This window comes from Pusillimonas sp. T2, assembly GCF_002236805.1.
In the GTDB taxonomy this organism is placed as follows: domain Bacteria; phylum Pseudomonadota; class Gammaproteobacteria; order Burkholderiales; family Burkholderiaceae_B; genus Neopusillimonas.
This window is the reverse complement of sequence record NZ_NIQA01000003.1, coordinates 280,436-298,860: the sequence shown is the minus strand read 5'-3', so window position 1 is coordinate 298,860 and position 18,425 is coordinate 280,436. Positions and strand designations below refer to the sequence as shown.

19 protein-coding genes and 1 tRNA gene are annotated in these 18,425 nt (G+C 56.6%); 11 read left to right on the top strand and 9 right to left on the bottom strand.

Features of this window, described 5'->3' with window-relative positions; all coding sequences use genetic code 11:
• Window positions 1-8 precede the first annotated feature (8 nt).
• The 4 genes from PuT2_RS07175 (at window position 9) to PuT2_RS07160 (ending at window position 2,860) form a co-directional block, all read left to right on the top strand.
• Window positions 9-1,247 (top strand): cystathionine gamma-synthase family protein, encoded by a 1,239-nt coding sequence (locus tag PuT2_RS07175; RefSeq protein ID WP_093970340.1) that lies wholly within the window; start codon window positions 9-11, stop codon window positions 1,245-1,247.
• Window positions 1,248-1,548: 301 nt separating this feature from the next.
• Window positions 1,549-1,821, top strand: a complete 273-nt coding sequence (locus tag PuT2_RS07170) for an HU family DNA-binding protein (protein WP_093970339.1) — start codon at window positions 1,549-1,551, stop codon at window positions 1,819-1,821.
• A gap of 138 nt (window positions 1,822-1,959) precedes the next feature.
• A tRNA-Val gene (locus PuT2_RS07165) sits at window positions 1,960-2,035 on the top strand.
• Between the two features lie 126 nt (window positions 2,036-2,161).
• Window positions 2,162-2,860 carry a potassium channel family protein gene (locus PuT2_RS07160; protein ID WP_254046965.1) on the top strand — a complete coding sequence of 233 codons (699 nt, stop codon included), beginning with the start codon at window positions 2,162-2,164 and terminating at the stop codon, window positions 2,858-2,860.
• A gap of 130 nt (window positions 2,861-2,990) precedes the next feature.
• Here PuT2_RS07160 and PuT2_RS07155 read toward each other — a convergent pair whose 3' ends face one another.
• Entirely contained in the window at window positions 2,991-4,136 is a 1,146-nt protein-coding gene (locus PuT2_RS07155) for an ABC transporter substrate-binding protein (RefSeq protein WP_093970338.1), read from the bottom strand.
• A gap of 170 nt (window positions 4,137-4,306) precedes the next feature.
• On the opposite strand from PuT2_RS07155, the gene PuT2_RS07150 reads away from it, so the two are divergent.
• The 7 genes from PuT2_RS07150 to PuT2_RS07120 all read left to right on the top strand — a co-directional run bounded on the left by PuT2_RS07150 (window position 4,307) and on the right by PuT2_RS07120 (window position 10,856).
• Window positions 4,307-4,765 (top strand): MarR family winged helix-turn-helix transcriptional regulator, encoded by a 459-nt coding sequence (locus PuT2_RS07150; protein WP_093970337.1) that lies wholly within the window; start codon window positions 4,307-4,309, stop codon window positions 4,763-4,765.
• Window positions 4,766-5,036: 271 nt separating this feature from the next.
• A complete protein-coding gene (locus PuT2_RS07145; RefSeq protein ID WP_254046964.1) occupies window positions 5,037-5,855 on the top strand; it encodes an energy transducer TonB in 819 nt (272 codons plus the stop codon).
• A gap of 8 nt (window positions 5,856-5,863) precedes the next feature.
• Entirely contained in the window at window positions 5,864-6,712 is an 849-nt protein-coding gene (locus tag PuT2_RS07140; RefSeq protein ID WP_093970336.1) for a MotA/TolQ/ExbB proton channel family protein, read from the top strand.
• 46 nt (window positions 6,713-6,758) lie between these two features.
• A complete protein-coding gene (locus tag PuT2_RS07135; protein ID WP_093970335.1) occupies window positions 6,759-7,211 on the top strand; it encodes a biopolymer transporter ExbD in 453 nt (150 codons plus the stop codon).
• Window positions 7,192-7,863, top strand: a complete 672-nt coding sequence (locus PuT2_RS07130) for a response regulator transcription factor (RefSeq protein WP_093970334.1) — start codon at window positions 7,192-7,194, stop codon at window positions 7,861-7,863. Before PuT2_RS07135 ends, PuT2_RS07130 begins: the two co-directional genes overlap by 20 nt.
• 76 nt (window positions 7,864-7,939) lie before the next feature.
• The gene (locus PuT2_RS07125; RefSeq protein WP_233575016.1) at window positions 7,940-8,944 is read left to right on the top strand and encodes a HAMP domain-containing sensor histidine kinase; all 1,005 of its coding nucleotides are present in this window, start codon (window positions 7,940-7,942) and stop codon (window positions 8,942-8,944) included.
• 10 nt (window positions 8,945-8,954) lie between these two features.
• Entirely contained in the window at window positions 8,955-10,856 is a 1,902-nt protein-coding gene (locus PuT2_RS07120; protein WP_093970332.1) for a potassium transporter Kup, read from the top strand.
• Window positions 10,857-10,903: 47 nt separating this feature from the next.
• On the opposite strand, the gene PuT2_RS07115 is transcribed toward PuT2_RS07120, so the two are convergent.
• The 8 genes from PuT2_RS07115 to PuT2_RS07080 form a co-directional block, all read right to left on the bottom strand.
• Window positions 10,904-11,356, bottom strand: a complete 453-nt coding sequence (locus PuT2_RS07115; RefSeq protein ID WP_143516118.1) for a hypothetical protein — start codon at window positions 11,354-11,356, stop codon at window positions 10,904-10,906.
• Between the two features lie 112 nt (window positions 11,357-11,468).
• Window positions 11,469-11,792 carry a monovalent cation/H(+) antiporter subunit G gene (gene mnhG / locus PuT2_RS07110; protein ID WP_093970330.1) on the bottom strand — a complete coding sequence of 108 codons (324 nt, stop codon included), beginning with the start codon at window positions 11,790-11,792 and terminating at the stop codon, window positions 11,469-11,471.
• Entirely contained in the window at window positions 11,789-12,073 is a 285-nt protein-coding gene (locus PuT2_RS07105) for a K+/H+ antiporter subunit F (protein ID WP_173862518.1), read from the bottom strand. Before PuT2_RS07105 ends, mnhG begins: the two co-directional genes overlap by 4 nt.
• Window positions 12,070-12,564: a Na+/H+ antiporter subunit E gene (locus tag PuT2_RS07100; protein ID WP_093970329.1), complete on the bottom strand. Its 495-nt coding sequence runs from the start codon at window positions 12,562-12,564 to the stop codon at window positions 12,070-12,072. The genes PuT2_RS07105 and PuT2_RS07100 overlap by 4 nt, the downstream gene beginning before the upstream one ends.
• Entirely contained in the window at window positions 12,561-14,195 is a 1,635-nt protein-coding gene (locus tag PuT2_RS07095) for a monovalent cation/H+ antiporter subunit D (RefSeq protein ID WP_093970328.1), read from the bottom strand. The genes PuT2_RS07100 and PuT2_RS07095 overlap by 4 nt, the downstream gene beginning before the upstream one ends.
• Window positions 14,192-14,536, bottom strand: coding sequence for a Na+/H+ antiporter subunit C (locus PuT2_RS07090; protein WP_093970327.1), 345 nt, complete (start codon window positions 14,534-14,536; stop codon window positions 14,192-14,194). Before PuT2_RS07090 ends, PuT2_RS07095 begins: the two co-directional genes overlap by 4 nt.
• The gene (locus tag PuT2_RS07085; RefSeq protein WP_093970326.1) at window positions 14,536-17,478 is read right to left on the bottom strand and encodes a monovalent cation/H+ antiporter subunit A; all 2,943 of its coding nucleotides are present in this window, start codon (window positions 17,476-17,478) and stop codon (window positions 14,536-14,538) included. Before PuT2_RS07085 ends, PuT2_RS07090 begins: the two co-directional genes overlap by 1 nt.
• Before the next feature lie 310 nt (window positions 17,479-17,788).
• Complete coding sequence (locus tag PuT2_RS07080) at window positions 17,789-18,349, bottom strand: DUF882 domain-containing protein (RefSeq protein ID WP_093970325.1); 561 nt, start codon at window positions 18,347-18,349, stop codon at window positions 17,789-17,791.
• Window positions 18,350-18,425: the final 76 nt, after the last annotated feature.

Below are 18,425 nucleotides of genomic sequence, written 5' to 3'. Positions count from 1 at the left end.
TGTTTTTCATGTCTAGCAACGGATTCACCACCACCATATTGCACTCCGACCGACGCGGTGGCGTCGAGCACGGTGGGGTGCACAAGCCGCTACACCCGTCGTCTGAATACGCTTATGCCGATTCACGCGAGTTGGCGGCCGTATTTCAGGGTAAGCCGGGCTTCACGTATGCCCGACAGGGTACGCCCACGACCGCAGCGCTTGAAGCCAAAGTGACGCAAATGGAAGGTGGAGTTAACAGTGTTTCGTTTGCTACAGGCATGGCGGCACTGACGGCTACTTTTTTTACGTTGCTTAAAAAGGGCGATCACCTTATTTCGAGCCAGTATATTTTCGGCAATACCAACAGCTTGCTGGGGACGCTGTCCGACCTCGGTGTCATCGTGACGCTGGTTGACGCCACCGATATTGAACAGGTCAAGGCTGCGCGCCGCCCCGAGACTCGTATGGTATTCACCGAATCTATTGCCAACCCGGGCACTCAAATTGCCGACCTTAGGGGTGTTGGCCAATGGTGTCGCGAACAGAATTTGGTGTACGTGCTCGACAGTACCCTGTCAACGCCCTGGCTGTGCCGCGGTATCGATGTCGGCGCTTCGCTGGTGGTGAACTCGTTGTCCAAATACACAGGCGGGCACGGTAACGCCTTGGGTGGTGCTGTTACCGACACAGGGTTGTTCGATTGGTCTGCCTACCCCAACATCGCCGAGCCCTATCGCAAAGGTAACCCGACCTCGTGGGGCCTGACGCAAATCAAGAAAAAGGGTTTGCGCGACATGGGGGCGACATTGTCGTCCGATGCGGCGCACCGTATCGCGGTGGGCGCCGAGACCCTGGCGTTGCGTATGGAAAAAGCCAGTGCCAATGCCATGGCGCTGGCGTCCTATTTAGAAGGACATGCGCTTGTCAATCGCGTGCAATACCCTGGGCTGGCCTCGCATGCTCAGCATAATCGGGCCGCCGACCTATTCGGTGGCAAGCACTTTGGGGCCTTGCTTGCCGTCGAATTGTCAGATGATCTGGATGTGTTCGAGTTTTTGAACAGGTTGCGTGTGCTGGTCCTGGCGACCCACTTGGGCGATACCCGTACGCTGGTTTTGCCCGTCGCTCACACCATTTACTACGAGATGGGGCCGGAGCGGCGCGCCTTGATGGGCATTGCAGACAACCTATTGCGTATTTCGGTGGGCATTGAAGACACTGCCGACTTGATTCAGGATTTCGAGCAGGCATTGGCCGGCAATTAACTGCGAAAATTTTTATGCGTATGGGCCGTTTCAGGTCTTGTATTTGGCGAAGGCTGGTTTTATATTACGGTGCATAAATACTGTCCTGAAAGTCAATGGCCGTGCGGGTTTTCGGGTATTTTCTTCTTGACATGCCTATTTTTCAAAGGCCTAATGCAGTTTGGCCTTGCCAAAGCCTTGTGCTTTGGTGTCTGGCAGTATGCAGATGCGGTAAACAGCGCCCAGGTGCTGTCTTTTTCAACGGGGTGTCGGGCAGGGCATTTTGCCGCCCGGCGATAATAATTTTCAGGGGTACTCCTTAATGAACAAAACAGAGCTTATCGAGCACATTTCCACCAAAGCCGACCTGTCCAAAGCCGACGCCGGCCGCGCCCTCGAGGCCTTTATTGGTGCGGTAAAAACTACGCTCAAAAAGAAGGGCACCGTTACGTTGGTTGGTTTCGGTACTTTTGCTGTTTCCGAGCGCGCTGCGCGCACAGGCCGCAACCCCCGCACTGGCGAAGCCATCAAAATCAAGAAAGCACGTGTGCCTAAGTTCCGTCCTGGTAAAGCGCTTAAAGATGCCGTCAACTAATTGTTGAAAATAGCCGGCAAAGCCATTTGCAAAACAAAAAAAAGTTGGCTATAATTCTTTTCGCGTTACACGAAGTGAAGTGGCCCCAAGGCCAGCAGGTTCAGGCAGTAAAGTTTGAGCAAGTTGGCAGGCACAAAGGGGTGCTTAGCTCAGTTGGTAGAGCGGCGCCCTTACAAGGCGTAGGTCACAGGTTCGACCCCTGTAGCACCCACCAATGCTTCGTTGTAAAAAATAAAACCACTTGGGTTACCAAGTGGTTTTTTTATGCCCGTTTAATTTGCAACAAAGCCATGGGCTGTTTTTCGGTTTGGCTTGTTTTGCGCTTGAAATTTATCTTGCCATGAACGTCACAGAACCTCGCTGGAAAACCGTCATGACCAAGGTGTTGAATTTACTGGGCGTAGCGGCCTCGCTGGTCTTGATTACCAGTATTTCGTTCGAGGCGCTGACCAATGCCACCTTCTCGGGGGAGACTATTTACACCCGTATTCAGTTGGGGGTGTGTCTTTACTTCCTGCTTGATTTTTTATTATTGCTGGTCACGGCACGCGATCGGTGGCGGTTTTTCTCCAGAAATTTCATACTTATCTTGTTGTCGGTGCCTTATGCCTGGCTGGTGGATTACTTTGCGTTCGATTTTTCGAGCGAAACCCTGTATGTGATCCACTTCTTGCCGATAGTGCGGGGCGGGATTGCGCTGGCGGTATTGGTGAAAATGGTGGTCAGCAACCGCATTTCTGGCCTGTTCATTGTGTACTTGGCCTTGTTCTTCGCCATCAGCTACTTCCAGACGCTTATATTTTATGTGTTCGAGGCCAGGGTTAACCCCTTGGTCAAGTCGTATCCTGACGCCTTGTGGTGGGCGTCTATGACCGTGACCACGGTGGGCTCAAATATTATTCCGGTCACAACGATAGGCAAGATTTGCACTGCCGTGTTGGCGGTCGTGGGCATGACGACGTTTCCGATCTTTACGGCCTATATTACGGCGTTGGTGCACAACTTCAACGAACGTGAAAAGAAACGCGTGAGGCCATGAAAAACCCCATAAGCTATTACGCTTATGGGGTGGTTAGGCGGCGCGAAGCACGCCTTTTAAAGTCGGGCGGTTTTAACTACCGCCCGGCAAGTTGCCAGGTTTGATTCCGGCCTTGCAAAGCCAGCACGCCTTACTTGGCTGCGGCATAGGCGCCGTCTTTGATGGTCAGCATCATTTGGGCTTTGTCGTCAAAGCCAAAGTGGTCGTCTTTGGTGTAAGTAAGTACACCTTGAGTAACCGGGATGCTGCCGTAGTTTTCAAGGGCGTCTTTTAGTGCCGTACGGAACTCTGGCGTGCCTGGTTTGGCCGTTTTCATTGCAACGGGTACGACTTTATCCAGGACAAGGTAAGCGTCGTAGGCGTGCGCTGCAAACTGGTTGCGTGTGCCGGGGCCGTTTTTGGCCTCGTAGGCGTTGACAAAGTCAGTGGCCAATTTTTTGGACGGGTGGTCTGCGGGCAAGCCTTCGGGCAGTACCGCCAAGCCCGACACTACGAAAGAGCCTTCGACGGCTTTACCGCCCAGGCGAATCAGGTCGCGCGAGGCCGCGCTGTGGGTTTGGTAGACCTTGCCTTTAAAGCCGCGGTCGACCACAGTGGTGTGGGGCATGGCTGCACCGCTACCTGAGGCCACAATAAGAATGGCGTCGGGTTTAGTGCCAATAGCTTTAAGTGCTTGCGCGGTAACGCTGGTGTCGGCGCGGGCGTAGCGCTCGGCTGTGGTGATTTTGATGCCAGCTTGTTCGGCTAGGCGGCTTAAGTCGCGCAGCCACAGGTCGCCATAAGCGTCGTTGTAGCCAATGAACGCAAATGATTTAACGCCATTGGCTTTCATGTGCTCGATGACGCCACCCGCCATGACGGAGGTTGATTGGGGTAGGCGGAATGTCCAGCTGCCTTTGCCTTCGGGGAATTCGGCAGGTGCAGCTGCCAGCTGAACCGTTTTGCCGGCTGCAGCGACTTCGCCCATGGCAATAGCTGGTGTGGTTGTGCTGGAGCCGATGATCAGGTCGACTTTATCTTCGGTGATGAGTTTTTCGGCGTTTTTCTGAGCTTTGGCCGGATCGCTGCCGTCGTCCAGGGTGATAAAGGTGATTTTTTCGCCGGCAATGTTGTCGGGCCAGAGCGCAAAGCCCGTATTTACGGGGATGCCCAGGCCAGAGGCTGGGCCTGTGAGCGACAATACGACGCCAATTTTAATTTCGGCCAGTGCGGGGCCAGTGGCCAATGCCATACCCAGTGCGGTAGCCAGCAGGGTGCCTTTAAGCATACGTTTCATGTTGTGTCTCCTCGAGGATGAGCAGGGTTGTCCCTGTGCTTTATGATGTCTTGCCAACTGATTTTTAGTGCGTAAACCAGTTGGCGGTATATCAGATTACCTGACATAGGTCTTATACTACATTTTGTTAATCCAACCGGCAACTCTCATTAACCAGCAGAAGAACAATAATGAGTACAAATAAATTGGGGGCTGCAGAGCGGCCCACCGGCATTGCTTATTTAATCGGTCGTCTCGATCGGATGCTAAGCCGTAAAATTCGCGAGCGTCTGGCAGACCATGGCATCACAGCTGCTCAATATACGGCGCTTTCCGTGTTTCGCACTCATGGCCATTTGTCCAATGCGCAGTTGGCCGAGCGGTCGCTGGTCTCGCCGCAGTCGGCTAACGAAATGGTCAATGTCATGGTTAATAAAGGCTGGATCGCGCGCCAGGCCGAAGCCGTGCAGGGGCGGGTGATACCTATAGGCCTGACTGACGCTGGGTTAGCCTTAATGCGGCAGTGCGACCATGATGTAGCGCGTATCGAGGCCGAGATGTTGGATGGTTTCAGCGATGAAGAGGTCGAGCATCTGCAAACGCAACTGAAGGGCTTGGTGCGTGTGTTGAAGACGACGTCAAGCGGTTGACCGGGTTGATTCAGTAGGACGGTGCAGGCTTCGTGTTTGGCGCGTTAAGAGACGCGCGCATGGGTTTGCCTTGGTCTTCAGCGCAAGATGTCGCCACGTCAAAGATGAATTGAAATAGTTGATGACCACGGGAATTTGGCGATATTTTTATTGCGAATAATTCGCATTTTTGTTATTGTTATTGGCTTGTGTGCGAATCGTCCTGTTTTCGTCGATTTAACCTGTTGTACTTTTTAGGTTGTTCCCATTTCGTTTACCGTTGTTGTCGCCAATGCCGCTGCGTTCCGCTGGTCCTGAATATCACTCTGCTTTTCTGAAAGTTGCTGCCATTGGCGGTATGGTGGGGGTGCATTTGGCTGTTGCTGCGGCCATATGGCTGTCATCCGATCACGAACCCGACATCGAGCTGCCTGATACGGCAGCGATTCAGTTTGTTGAAATTGCCGAAGAGTTTGTCGAGCCTGCGCCCACAGACGTCGCTATGACCGAACCGGTACTAGAGCCCGTTGTAGAGCCAGAGCCCGAGCCTATTCCGGAGCCAGAACCAGAACCAGAACCGGAGCCTATTCCAGAGCCGGAGCCAGAACCTATTCCAGAACCCGAGCCCGAGCCGGTTCCTGAGCCTGAAATGGTCGCGCCCGAACCTAAACCAAAGCCCAAGCCTAAACCCGAGCCCAAGCCGCAACCTAAACCACAGCCCAAGCCACAACCCAAGCCGGTGGCTGAGCCCGCAGCCCCTGCGCCTGCCACAGGCAAAGCGCCCGATGCCGCAGCCCCCAAAGCGCCTGCTGCACCTGTCGATCCAGATCGTCCTCGCTTTGTCAGCCAGGTCGATTACGCCGGGCGCCGACCTGTTCCCGATTACCCGCGCCTTTCTGTGCGCCGGGGTGAAACGGGGCGCGTCATTGTGCGGGTGCTGATTTCGCCGTCCGGCAGTGTCGATCAGGTCAGTGTGCGGAAGTCCTCCGGTCATAGCCGGCTTGACGATGCGGCCTTGCAAGCCGCCAAGTCAGCACGCTTCAAACCCTACAAAGAAAACGGCGTTGCTTTGCCGGCGCTGGCCGATATCCCTTTTGATTTTGTCCTATAGGAACACGTATGTCTGATTTACTGCAAACCGCATGGGTACTGCTTGCGCAGGTGGCGCAAGACGCTGCGACCGTGACCGGTGCGGGCCAGGCGGCACAAGAAGGGGCCGCTATCATTGAGGGCACCGCGCAACTTTTGCAAAGCGGCGGTGCCGCGCCGGTCGCCGCCGAGCCGCCAGGCATGCTGCATTTTGTGGCGCAAACCGACGTCGTCGGCAAGACGCTGTTTGCCATTCTGGTGTTGATGTCCTTGGTCAGCTGGTATCTTATTTTTGTGAAGTCGCTGTCTAACTGGCGCATTCGTCGGTTGTCCAGCCGGTTCCTGCAACAGTTCTGGGCTGCCAGTTCGCTAGAGCAAGTCGAAAACGAGATCGCCACGCATGGTGCCGCCGAGCCGTTTTCGCATTTGGCCAGCCATGCCATTCATGCACGTAATCACCACGTTAAATACGGTGCGGTTCGGCTCGAAGAAAAGGGTTCGACCAGCGCATTTGTCACGCGTACCATACGCAAAGTCATCGACGAAGAGACCGCCAAACTGGAAAACGGTCTGACTGTTCTGGCCTCGATTGGCTCAACCGCGCCGTTTGTTGGTCTGTTTGGTACGGTATGGGGCGTGTACCACGCCCTGATTGGCATTGGCTTGTCTGATGGCGTGTCGGTGAATCGTATCGCAGGCCCGGTGGGCGAGGCGCTGGTCATGACCGGCCTGGGCCTGGCGGTGGCGATCCCTGCTGTGTTGGCCTATAACGCATTTGTGCGCACTAATCGGGTGTATCTGGCACAGCTCGACGCTTTCGCACATGATCTGTTCACATTCCTGTCGACAGGGCAGCAGGTCAAGGGCAAGGGTATCTAAGTATGGCGCTCGTCAGTTCTCATTCTGGTCACCAAGGAGCCTGATCATGGCGTTTGGCAGTTTCGACAACAAGGGTGGTGGGCAAACGCTGTCCGAAATCAATATGGTGCCGTTGATCGACGTCATGCTGGTGTTGCTGGTAATTTTTATCGTGACCGCGCCATTGCTCAGTCACTCGATCAAAATCAACGTACCGCAGGCGTCGTCGCAACCGGTAGAGCAGCGTCCAGACGCTATTGACCTGGCCATTGATGGTGTCGGTCAGGTGTTCTGGAACGAGTCGCCCGTTGGCCTCGAGGCCCTGCCCGAGCTGATGGCCGAGCAGGCGCGCAAAGATCCGCAGCCCAATCTGCACATCCGCGCCGACCTTGACACACGCTACGAAGTGCTGGCCAAAGTAATGGCGGGCGCCAAGCAAGCAGGTCTTCAAAAGGTCGGTTTCGTTACCCGTCCATCCGAAAAAGGGCTAGAATCTGCGCATGCGAGTTCTGGTAATTGAAGACGACACCACATTAGGTCATGCCCTGCACGAGTTTTTGGCAGGGCAGGGTTATGCCGTTGACTGGCTTTCGGCCGGCGGTACGGTACTCGAAACCCTAGACAAGCAAGATTACGACTTGCTGCTGCTTGACCTGAATTTGCCCGATATCAGCGGGCTCGACGTTTTGCGTCAGTTAAGGGCGCGTGGCAATCAGGTGTCGGTGCTTATTCTTACGGCCCGAGACGGCCTTGAAGACCGTGTTGCCGGGCTGGACGCTGGCGCCGACGATTACGTGACCAAGCCCTTCGAGCTGGCTGAACTGGCCGCACGCGTCAGGGCTTTTGCGCGGCGCCGTACCGGGCAGGCGCAGCCTCAGCTCGAGGTTGGGCCCATGACGTTCGATACGGTGGGGCGTGAAGTACGCATCCGTGGCGACCGCATCAACCTGTCGGTACGCGAGCTTTCCGTACTCGAAATGCTGATGGCGCGTGCCGGCCGTGTTGTGACCAAGCGCCAGATCGTCAATTCGCTGTCGGCCTGGGATGCCGATTTCAGCGAAAATGCTGTCGAAGTCTATATTTACCGTCTGCGTAAGCGCTTCGAGGGTACAGGCGTCAGTATCCAGACGGTACGCGGCTTCGGCTATCTGCTTGACGTTGAAGCGGCCTGAACAGCTTCTCTTTCGTCGTATTTTGCCGCGCGGTTCGCTGGCGCGGCACCTTACTCTCAGGCTGCTCCCGCCTATCATGGCCCTGGTGGCCGTCGACCTTACCGTAACCTGGGTGATTACCAGCCGCATCAATCTGGCGGTATGGGTCTTGCGCGACATTTTCTGGATGATGCTGGCCGGCCAGGTGTTGCTGGTCGCGCTTATTGCCTGGGTGCTGGTGTCGGGTGTCCGCAGCGGGTTGCGCTCATTTAATGCATTGTCCGAAGAAATTCGCGAACGCTCGATAGACGACTTGCAGCCCTTACGGGTAGACGGGGTGGCCACCGAGATTGCACCCGTCGTCAATCACATTAACGATTTGTTGTTGCGCTTGAATGCGTCGATGCAGGCGCAAAAGCGGTTCATTGGTTCAGCTGCGCATCAGCTGCGAACCCCGCTTAGTGGGCTTAAACTCGAATGTGAGCTGATGCTGGCGGGCGAATTGCCGCCTGATGTTCGCCAGCGCGCCGAACGCATCAAAGCCGTTACCGACCGCATGATTCGGTTGGGTCAACAGTTGCTGGTGCTGGCGCGAGCCGATTCGACGCTGGCCGTGCACGAGTCTTTTCAGCGCATTAACCTGGCCGAGTGGGTGCGTGAAACGGCGGGCGAATGGGTTCCTGCTGCACTGCAACATAAAATTGAATTAAACTTACACGCACCGGATACACCGGTATGGATTGATGGTGACCCGCTGTTGCTTGAAGAGCTGCTGGGGAATCTGATCGATAATGCCTTACGGTATGGCAAAGGGGCAACCCAGATTACTTTGCACGTTACGGCAAACCCACCGTCTTTTTCTGTCGAAGACGACGGCCCCGGGATCGCCCTCGTCGATCAGGCCAGAGTGTTCGAGGCGTTTTATCGGTCTGATAGTGCCACCACCGAGGGCTCCGGCCTGGGGTTGGCCATCGTGCGAGAAATTGCTTCTGCGCACGGCGCCTGGCTGAGTCTGAGCAGTCGCCCCGACTTTGCGGGCACGCGGATCGGGGTCGTCTTTCCTGGGCCGCGCAAAGGGGCCAACTTAAGCCGTCACGACTAGTTTTTAATTTATGACTCAGCCAATTCAAGAAGAAAGTTTGTCTCATGGCAAGCACTCGCCGGGCGCCGCGCTTATTATTGGCGCCCTCGGCGTTGTCTATGGTGATATTGGCACCAGCCCGTTATATACCATTCGCGAATCCGTTTCGCGGTTTGACCGTTTTGGCGCTACTGAAGTCCTGGGTGTTCTGTCGCTGCTGTTTTGGCTGCTGATGTTCGTGGTGTCGCTCAAGTATGTCACGCTAATGCTGCGGGCCGATAACCGGGGTGAGGGCGGTACGCTGGCCCTGATGGAACTGGCCTTGCGCGGTGCCACCGGGCGAAAGCGCTGGGTATTGACGGTCATGGGTTTGTTCGGCGCCTGTCTTTTTTATGGCGATAGCATCGTCACGCCTGCCATTTCGGTACTTTCCGCTATCGAAGGCGTGGGGGTTGTGTCACACACACTCGACGATTGGGTTGTGCCTATTTCTGTCGGCCTTATTGTGGGCTTGTTCATGGTGCAGCGTCGCGGCACTGGCGCTATAGGCAAGTTTTTCGGGCCCATCATGCTGTTCTGGTTTACGGTATTGGGCACGATGGGCGCCTGGCGTATTGCACAAACCCCCGAAATATTGCTGGCCATCAACCCGATTTATGCCTGGAATCTGATTGGCGAGGCTCCGTTGGCCACCTACTTGTTGCTGGGGGCCGTTGTGCTGGCCCTGACAGGGTCCGAAACCCTGTACGCCGACATGGGCCATTATGGGCGGCCGGCCATACGGCGTGCCTGGTTTATGGTGGTGTTGCCCGGGCTTTTGCTGTGCTACTTTGGGCAAGGTGCCTTGCTTATTGCCCAGCCCGAAGCCATTCGTAATCCGTTCTTCCTGATGGCGCCGTCCTGGGCGCTGATTCCGTTAGTGGTGTTGGCAACGGCGGCGACCGTCATTGCTTCGCAGGCGGTGATTTCGGGTGCTTTTTCTGTCACGCGCCAGGCGATTCAGCTGGGATTCTGGCCGCGCATGGAAATTTTGCACACCTCGGCCCGAGAGGAAGGGCAGATTTATCTGCCTCGCGTTAATCAGGCCCTGTTTCTTGCTGTGCTGGTGCTGATTATTGGGTTTGGCTCGTCGGCCAGCCTGGCCAGTGCTTACGGTTTTGCTGTCACCGCCACCATGCTGGTGACGTCGTTGCTTGCTTTTGCGGTGTTGCCAGGTAAAGCCAGCGGTGGTCGGCGTGTGTTGTGGCTGGTATTGCTGACGCTGTTCTTGTTGCTTGATATTTTGCTGTTTACCGCGAACACCCAGAAAATCTTTGACGGCGGATGGCTGCCGCTGGGCGTGGCGTTGGTATTGCTGACCTTGATGCTGACCTGGAAAACCGGGCGAGACCAGATTCATCGGACTTTGGCCGGTGATCAGCAGCCCCTGAAAGCTTTCATGGAAGGGTTGGAGCAGTACCCACCCACGCGTGTGCCGGGCACCGCCGTGTTCATGAGCATGATTGTGAATACGGTGCCACCGGCACTGTTGCACAACCTTAAGCATAATAAAGTGCTGCACGAGCAAGTGTTGTTTGTTACCGTAGCCGCCGCCGATGTGCCGTACGTGTCGTATACCGAACGCTACACCCTGAACAAGCTGAGTCGCAGTTCGTACGAGGTGATTGCACGCTGGGGCTTTAAGCAAGAGCCCAATGTGCCCCAGTTATTGGCCCAGTTGGCCGGCGAACACCCCGAAATCCAGCTCGAGCCCATGCTGACGTCGTATTTCTTGTCGCGCCAGACGGTTATTGTGGTGCGCAAGCAGCCACTGTATGCACGCTGGCGCCAACTGTTGTTCGCACTGATGGCGCGCAATGCCGCGCGCAGTACCCGATTTTATAAAATCCCGCCCAACCAGGTGGTTGAAATGGGCATGCAGCTGGAGCTATAAGGGCCTGCGCATGCAGGCCCTGCCCTATTTATATGGGTTGTACTGTATTAAGGCCGGATAGCACTGGGCGTGGCCGCTTCGGGTGCGGCAGGCGGCATGGGCGCCTGCGAGGGCGTTGAAGGCTGGGCCGGAATCGTAATGGTGGTTTCCCGCAGTACGCCACCCCCGGTCACACTGCCTTTAACCTGCGTGTTTTGCCCGGATAACAACAACAGGCAGTCTTGGCGCTGGCTCTCGGGTAGCGCCATGCAGCGGGCACGCTCGTTGGCCTGATAGTTGGCGCCTTGGCCGTTGCCTAGTGCATTGGTTTTCGTCGCTTGCAACGCCGCACCCGCTTCTTTTTTGCAGGCTTCAATGTCGACCATTGACTGTTCTTGTTCGCAACGCAGCAGATCTTGCTGATATTGCGCCTCGGGGCTAAGGCCCTGTGCAGCGGCCGGGTTAAGGGCGCTACCAGCGGCGGCTGTCAGCATAATCAGCAAAAGGCGTTTGATACGCATGGGTGTCTCCGCAAGTTGAACACGGTATTGATCTTTGCACATGGCTTGCGCCTCGTAAAGCAAAAATGTAACCGAACGTGGGTGCCCTACTACCTGGAAGGCAGCCTGAAACCTATTCTTCTGATACCGGTTGACGTGGATCGCGCCGCACACCGGCTTGCATAAGCACGATAGCGGTAATGGGCGAAGTCACAATAAGGAAGAAGGTGATTAACAATTCGTGAATAACCGGACGCTGTTGTAACGCACTGGACACAAGTGCCGACGCGCACAACACAAACGTAATGCCAAGCGTATTACCCAGCGTAGGCGCATGCATGCGTGAATAAAACCGCTTGAAGCGAAGTAGTCCCAACGACCCGGACAGCGTAAGCACTCCGCTGACAATCAATAACAAGGTGGCCGGGATAGAGGCCCATAAAGGTAGAGAATTCATGGTTGGATGACCTCGCCTTTAAACAGGAATTTAGCCATGACCGTTGAGCTGATGAAACCGAACAGCGCCATCAGCAGGGCGATATCGAAATACACGCTGGTCGCAAAATGGACCCCCAGCACTAAGACAATTGAAATGCCGTTAATGAACATGGTGTCGACGGCCAGAACGCGGTCTTGCGGTGTCGGCCCCAGCATCAGGCGTAGCGTGGCGGCGGCAAACGCCAGCGCAAAACAGAACAGGGCAAAAGTGCCGGCCCAAATCAGTACGGTGTCCATCATTCGAAAATCTCCATGAGAGGGCGTTCGTAGCGGTTTTTAACCAGGTCGATCCAGTGTTGCGCGTCTTCAAGGTCAAGTACGTGAAGGGTCAGTACGCCGCTTTCGTCGGAGTACCCGGACCACACTGTGCCTGGGGTGTAGGTCAGGATGCACGCCAATGCAGCCAGGCCATGCGGGTCTTTCATGTCGAGGGGGATGCGGATAAACCCCGGCGTGTGGCTTTGTGGCTTGAACCAGATGATTTTGAAGACTTCGATATTGGACAGGGTGATGTCGGCGACCACGCTGAAGAAGAGCCGGATAATGGTTAACGGTTTTTTCGGGGTCGAGCGCAACGGGCGCAAGCGCATGGCGGCCCAGGCCAGTAAAAGAGATACCACCGCACCCAATACAATTTGCGACGATGCAAGGGTTTGGTTGAGCAGCAGCCACAGCACCAGCAGCAAGGTCGGCAGCATCAACCAGTTGACGACGCGTTTGATGCGCTTCATGGTTTGCCTCCGTTGCCTAGCGTACGCACCGTGTCGTGGTTAAGTACCGCATTGATATAGCTTTCGGGCACGCTGAGCGACACAGCCGTGTCGTTCATGAAATTAAGCACGGGGCCGGCCCATATTGCAAGTCCGACGCAGGCGAGAATAAGCGCGGCAACCGGTGTGGCCTCGCTGATGCGCAGCCGTGGCGTTTGGGTTTCGTTGGCCCAAAACAACCTGATGCCGGTGCGGCCCAGCACAATGATGCCGGCCAGGCTAGATAACAACACGACGGACATCAACAGCCAGGCTTCGATATCGGGTGCAGTTTCCGAGGTTTGCAGTGCGGCCGACAGCAATGAGAACTTGGCGACGAAACCCGACAGCGGTGGCAAGCCGGTGATCAGCAAGGCGCAGGCAATAAAGCTCATACCCAAAAAGGCCATGGCCGCGGGGATAGCCACCCCGACAGGCGTTTGTGTTTCGGTAAATGACTCTTCGGGGTCGTCCAGGTCGAACAAGTCCATACTGACGGCGAGTACGTCGGCCCCAAAGCTGCGGGTGCGCTCAACCATTTCAATCAATAAAAAGAAGGCGCCTGTGGCCAGTACCGAGTTGACCAGGTAAAACAGTGCCGGGCCGGTCATGGTAACGCCGGGCATGCCTAGTGCCGATAGCAGTGTGCCGGACGAAATGATGACGCAATAAGCAACAATGCGCTCGGTTTGGTAGGCGGCCACCAGGGCGATGGTACCGAACAGCAGGGTGGCCAGCCCGACCGGAAACATCCAGTCGCCGCCGAAGGCAGCCGGGGCGCCTGTGGGCAATAGCAGCGAACCCAGCCGCACCAGGGCATAGATGCCGACCTTGGTCATGATGGCAAATACGGCAGCAACTGGGGGGCAAGCGTTGGCGTATGCAGGCGCCAGCCAGAAGTTGAGCGGCCACGCGGCGGCTTTGATAAGGAAGGCGACGCCCAGAATAGCTGCCGCCGCCTCAAATAGGCGACGATCACCGCCGCCCAGATGGCCCGCCCGTGCGGCCAGGTCGGCCATATTAAGCGTGCCGGTAACGCCATAAATAAGTGCAATGGCAATGAGCAACAGCAGTGACGCCACCAAATTGACGGCGATGTAGTGCATGCCGGAGGTCACACGATTTTCGCCGGAACCATGCAGCATGAGCCCGTAGGATGCGGCCAGCAAGACTTCGAAGAACACGAAGAGGTTGAACAGATCGCCGGTAAGGAAGGCGCCGTTCAGCCCCATAAGCAAGAACTGGAACAAGGGCAAAAAGTAGACGCCTGCACGCTCCCAGCGCGCCGTCGAATACATGAGGGTTGTCAGGCCCAGGAACGCACTGAGCGTGAGCATGATGGCCGACAGTCGATCGGCTACCGCGACGATGCCAAAGGGCGCCGGCCAGTCGCCCAGCAGGTAAACGGCAATCTGGTTGGGCCAGAGATCGGGTTCGGCGCCGGCCGTTACCGACAACAATTTGATGGCGACGAACAGTTGCAACAAGACAGAGGCGAACGCGATGGTCAGCCTGAGGCGGCGATGCGATTCTTTGATGAGAATGAGCAGGCCGCCCGCGAACAGCGGAATGACGACCGGCAAAATAGGGAGGTGGACCATCCAGTCAATCACAGGTCGGCCTCCCGCCCATCGACGTGGTCATTGCCGGCCAGGCCGCGTGACGCCAATAAAACGACCAGAAAGAGCGCTGTAGTGGCAAAACTGATGACAATAGCGGTAAGCACCAATGCTTGCGGGACTGGATCGGCGTAAAGCGATGGGTCGGAGCCTTTGGCCGCGTCGATGACCGGTGGAGCACCGATGGTCAGACGTCCCATGGAAAAAATAAACAAATTGACGGCATATGCCAGTAACGACAAGCCCATGATGACCTGGAAGGTGCGTGGACGTAGCAGCAGCCAGATGCCGGAGCCTGCCAGTACGCCGATGGCCAGAGACAACACGATTTCCATCAGAGAGCTCCTTCGGTGGCGGGTTCAGTGCGTTGCGCTGCCGGTTTGCGACGGAAGCGCAGCGATTGGTGAGCCAGCGCGACCAGAATCAGAACGGTTGAGCCAATAACCAGCATGTAAACGCCAATATCGAAAATCAGGACGGTAGACAGTTTGATCGTGCCCAATAAAGGCAGGGCGACTTCAAACTTGAAGGCGGCCAAGAAGGGGCGCGACATCCACCAGGCGGACAGTGCTGCGCCGCCGGCGATAAGCATGCCCAAGGCCAACCAGTACTGGGGCTTGATATTTTGGCGCGCTTCGACCCACAAGACGCCGCCGACGACGTATTGCAAAATAATGGCCGTGGCAAAAATAAGCCCTGCGATAAAGCCCCCGCCCGGCAGGTTGTGGCCGCGCAGCAAGAAGAAGACGGATACCAGCGCGGCCATGGGAAGCAGCAGGCGTGCCAGTACGGCGGGTACTTTTAAGGCCCCGGTGGGCACCAGCGCTGTCTTGGGGTCGGGCTGTTCGACGTCGGCAGGGATGTTCGGGCCGGCCCCTTTTTGTCGACGCAGCGGGCCGTCTTTGATGGTTTCTGGTGGCGGACGGAAGCGCCGGAGCAAGGCAAATACAGTCAGTGCCACGATGCCCAGCACCACGACTTCGCCCATCGTGTCGAAGGCCCGGAAGTCGACCAGAATGACGTTTACCACGTTGCTGCCGTCGCCTTCCGGCAGGGCGTTCTCAACGAAGAAGCGCGCAATTTCGTTGTCGAAACCGCGCGTCATGACGGCGTATGACAGCGCCGTCATGCCCAATCCGCCCAACACGGCAACGATCAAGTCTCGTGCGCGTCGTGTCGTGGCTTTGAACTTGTCGATGACGTAGTTTTCTTCGGCCCGGATGCGTGGTGGCAGCCAGCGCAGGCCCAGCAGAATAAGCACGACAGTGACGACTTCGACAGCCAGTTGGGTTAAGGCCAGATCGGGTGCAGAGAACCAAGCAAAGGTCATGGCGGTTGTCAGCCCGGCGCCGCCCGACATGGCCAGTGCGGCTGGCCGGTGATACTTTGCCTGAATGGCCGTGCCAATGGCACAAGCTCCACCTGCTACCCAAAGCATCAGGAAGAACAGGTTGAGCGGGGTCGACAACTGCGGGTCGAACCAGCCCGGCGCCATTAAGGGCAGGGCGGCAACTGCAATCGATACAGCTACTATCAGCAGCATCTGAAGTTGTAATCGGGTCGTCGCTATCCATTCCATGACATACGACGCGCCGGCATCCAGTTTTTCGAGCAAGGTCTCGAAGGTGTGACGACCATTAAGCCGGAAAATCAGCGGTTTTTCTTCTATGGTGTCGGGGTCGACCGGCTTGTTGTGGTTGGGCCCGAGCAAATGCCATAGCAAGACGCCGCCGGCCAGTGCCACCAGGCTCATGACTAGGGGCATGTTGAACCCGTGCCAGATTTTCAGACTGTATTCGGGGTTATTGGGCCCCAATAAAGACAAGCTGGCCGAGTGCAGCAGCGGGCCTAGGGTGTAGCGCGGGAAAATGCCGACGACCAAGCACGTGAGTACCAGCAAGCCGCTGGGCACCAGCATCCAGAACGGCGGCTCGTGGGGCTTTTGAGGCAAGTCGGTAGCTGGCGGCCCGAAAAATACGGTCATGACCAGCCGTAGCGAATAAGCGACCGCCAATGCGCCGGCCATGACGGCGGCCAATGGCAACACAATTTCGACAAAGCGATCCTGGTCGGCCACAACGGCCTCGGCAAAGAACATTTCTTTGGACAAAAAGCCGTTAAGCAGCGGTACGCCGGCCATCGAGGCCGCTGCGACTATAGCCAGCGTGGTGGTGATGGGCATGGCGTGCCGCAACCCCGACAGCCGGCTCATGTCGCGTGTGCCGGTTTCGTGGTCGACAATACCCGCCGCCATGAACAGCGAAGCCTTGAACGTGGCGTGGTTCATCATGTGAAACACGGCAGCCACGAGCGCCAGTGCGCTGTTCATGCCCAGCAGCAGCGTGATCAGGCCGAGGTGACCGATGGTGGAGTAGGCCAAGACACCTTTGAGATCTTGCTGAAAAATGGCTGCGTATGAGCCAAGTAGCAGGGTGATAAGGCCGGCCGAGCTGATGATCCAGAACCATTCTTCGGTGCCGGCCAGCACGGGCCAGAAGCGTGCCAGTAAGAACACGCCGGCCTTGACCATCGTGGCCGAATGCAGGTAAGCCGATACGGGCGTTGGCGCCGCCATGGCGTTGGGGAGCCAGATATGGAAGGGGAACTGCGCGCTTTTGGTCAGCGCCCCCAAGGCGATAAGCACCAGCGTTGCGGTGTACCACGGGTGATTGCGAATGATTTCACCCGAGTGCAAAACATCGTCGATATCGTAGCTGCCGGCAATGTGGCCCATCATGAGCATGCCCGCCAGCAAGCACAGGCCACCCGCCCCCGTAATGGTAAAGGCCATGCGCGCGCCTCGCCGTGCGTCGAGTCGGTGGTTCCAGTATGCAATGAGCATGAACGAGGACAAGCTGGTCAATTCCCAGAAAACGACCAGTTGCACCAGGTTGCCCGACATGACGACGCCGAGCATCGAGCCCATGAAGAGTTGGAAGAACGAGAAAAAGCGTGGTACCGGGTCTTCGGGTGACATGTAGTACCGGGCGTACAGCACGACCAGAGCGCCCATGACGGACACCAGCATGGCAAACAACCAAGCATAGCCGTCGATACGCAAGGTGAAGTCGATTTCCATGGCCGCTGGGATCCAGGGCATGACTTCTTTGATGACCAGCCCCGAACTGATGGCGGGGTAGTACGACGCCAGCATGACGGCACAGCCAAGCGCAACCAGCCCGGCCAGCCAGGCTTCAAGGTTACGCGCGTTACTAGGCAGCAGTGCTGCAACAATGCTTCCAAGAAACGGCAGGGCTAGGATCAGGAGAAGCGACATCAAGTCTGGCCAAAGTGTTGTTTTATTGCATTAAATAATACGATACTTTGTGTCGCTTTTTGGGACAGAAACGCAAAAAAGGCCGAACTTAGCCGCTTTTTTGTGTAAAAAAATGAACAGGGTAGGCCAGATTTTTAAATCATGGCAGCTGACCGCAGGCGATGATTTTGTACGCCGGTTCGCGGCTAGCGAACCGGGTCTGGGGTGGTTGCACAGGCCTAACCTGACAAAAACCTTAAATAAATCAGGCGGCTAGATCTGTATTTGAAGAGTGTTGCGTGCTGTGCCGCGGCTTGCTGTCGACGACTTATTACCAGCTTCGAACCCGACCCGTGTCGATATGGACGAATTGGTCGCGCGGATAGAAGCCTACACCGCCTGCGTTGAGCGACAGCGCGGCGTCGCGCACCTCGGCCAGTGGAATGCCGGGTAGACGGATGTCGATAGCCTTGCCGTCCATGTGCAGACTGCGCTTGGCCACGCCGCCGCCCCGCGTCGTGCGCAAGCGCTCGTTGGTTTGCGGGTCGCGGTAGGCGGAAATCACATCGTAAGGGATGTCGGTGTTCAGCAGCTTACGGATGCGGTCAAGCTGGTCGTACAGCAGCGGGTCCATCGTGCCAACCGCCTGCGTATAGTGGTCGCGCAAAAATACGTTCAGGCGCTCAAGGGCGGGGGGCAGGTAGCGGTCGCCGTTGGCATATACCAGCGACAGACGGTCGTCGCGGTGGGTATGGTTAAAAGCGACGTGGCGGGGGTAGATACGGATGCCGGCCAGTGCGGGTGCAGATAAAGCGGGCAGGCCGGTGGCCAAGGCGATTGATGCCGCACGACGCAAAAAACTGCGGCGCGCGGGCTGTGGTGGTGCGGTCATAGGCAAAAACCTGAAACTGGGCCGTAGGAATACGGCCTATAAGAAAATTTCGTTTAAAAGCGTTAAACGTGGCGGT

Excerpts from the sequence above, each read along its gene's own strand:
- PuT2_RS07175 (WP_093970340.1), top strand. The coding sequence starts at position 9 with ATGTCTAGCAACGGATTCACCACCACCATATTGCACTCCGACCGACGC.
- PuT2_RS07170 (WP_093970339.1), top strand. The coding sequence starts at position 1,549 with ATGAACAAAACAGAGCTTATCGAGCACATTTCCACCAAAGCCGACCTG.
- PuT2_RS07160 (WP_254046965.1), top strand. The coding sequence starts at position 2,162 with ATGAACGTCACAGAACCTCGCTGGAAAACCGTCATGACCAAGGTGTTG.
- PuT2_RS07155 (WP_093970338.1), bottom strand. The coding sequence starts at position 4,136 with ATGAAACGTATGCTTAAAGGCACCCTGCTGGCTACCGCACTGGGTATG.
- PuT2_RS07150 (WP_093970337.1), top strand. The coding sequence starts at position 4,307 with ATGAGTACAAATAAATTGGGGGCTGCAGAGCGGCCCACCGGCATTGCT.
- PuT2_RS07145 (WP_254046964.1), top strand. The coding sequence starts at position 5,037 with ATGCCGCTGCGTTCCGCTGGTCCTGAATATCACTCTGCTTTTCTGAAA.
- PuT2_RS07140 (WP_093970336.1), top strand. The coding sequence starts at position 5,864 with ATGTCTGATTTACTGCAAACCGCATGGGTACTGCTTGCGCAGGTGGCG.
- PuT2_RS07135 (WP_093970335.1), top strand. The coding sequence starts at position 6,759 with ATGGCGTTTGGCAGTTTCGACAACAAGGGTGGTGGGCAAACGCTGTCC.
- PuT2_RS07130 (WP_093970334.1), top strand. The coding sequence starts at position 7,192 with ATGCGAGTTCTGGTAATTGAAGACGACACCACATTAGGTCATGCCCTG.
- PuT2_RS07125 (WP_233575016.1), top strand. The coding sequence starts at position 7,940 with ATGGCCCTGGTGGCCGTCGACCTTACCGTAACCTGGGTGATTACCAGC.
- PuT2_RS07120 (WP_093970332.1), top strand. The coding sequence starts at position 8,955 with ATGACTCAGCCAATTCAAGAAGAAAGTTTGTCTCATGGCAAGCACTCG.
- PuT2_RS07115 (WP_143516118.1), bottom strand. The coding sequence starts at position 11,356 with ATGCGTATCAAACGCCTTTTGCTGATTATGCTGACAGCCGCCGCTGGT.
- mnhG (WP_093970330.1), bottom strand. The coding sequence starts at position 11,792 with ATGAATTCTCTACCTTTATGGGCCTCTATCCCGGCCACCTTGTTATTG.
- PuT2_RS07105 (WP_173862518.1), bottom strand. The coding sequence starts at position 12,073 with ATGATGGACACCGTACTGATTTGGGCCGGCACTTTTGCCCTGTTCTGT.
- PuT2_RS07100 (WP_093970329.1), bottom strand. The coding sequence starts at position 12,564 with ATGAAGCGCATCAAACGCGTCGTCAACTGGTTGATGCTGCCGACCTTG.
- PuT2_RS07090 (WP_093970327.1), bottom strand. The coding sequence starts at position 14,536 with ATGGAAATCGTGTTGTCTCTGGCCATCGGCGTACTGGCAGGCTCCGGC.
- PuT2_RS07085 (WP_093970326.1), bottom strand. The coding sequence starts at position 17,478 with ATGTCGCTTCTCCTGATCCTAGCCCTGCCGTTTCTTGGAAGCATTGTT.
- PuT2_RS07080 (WP_093970325.1), bottom strand. The coding sequence starts at position 18,349 with ATGACCGCACCACCACAGCCCGCGCGCCGCAGTTTTTTGCGTCGTGCG.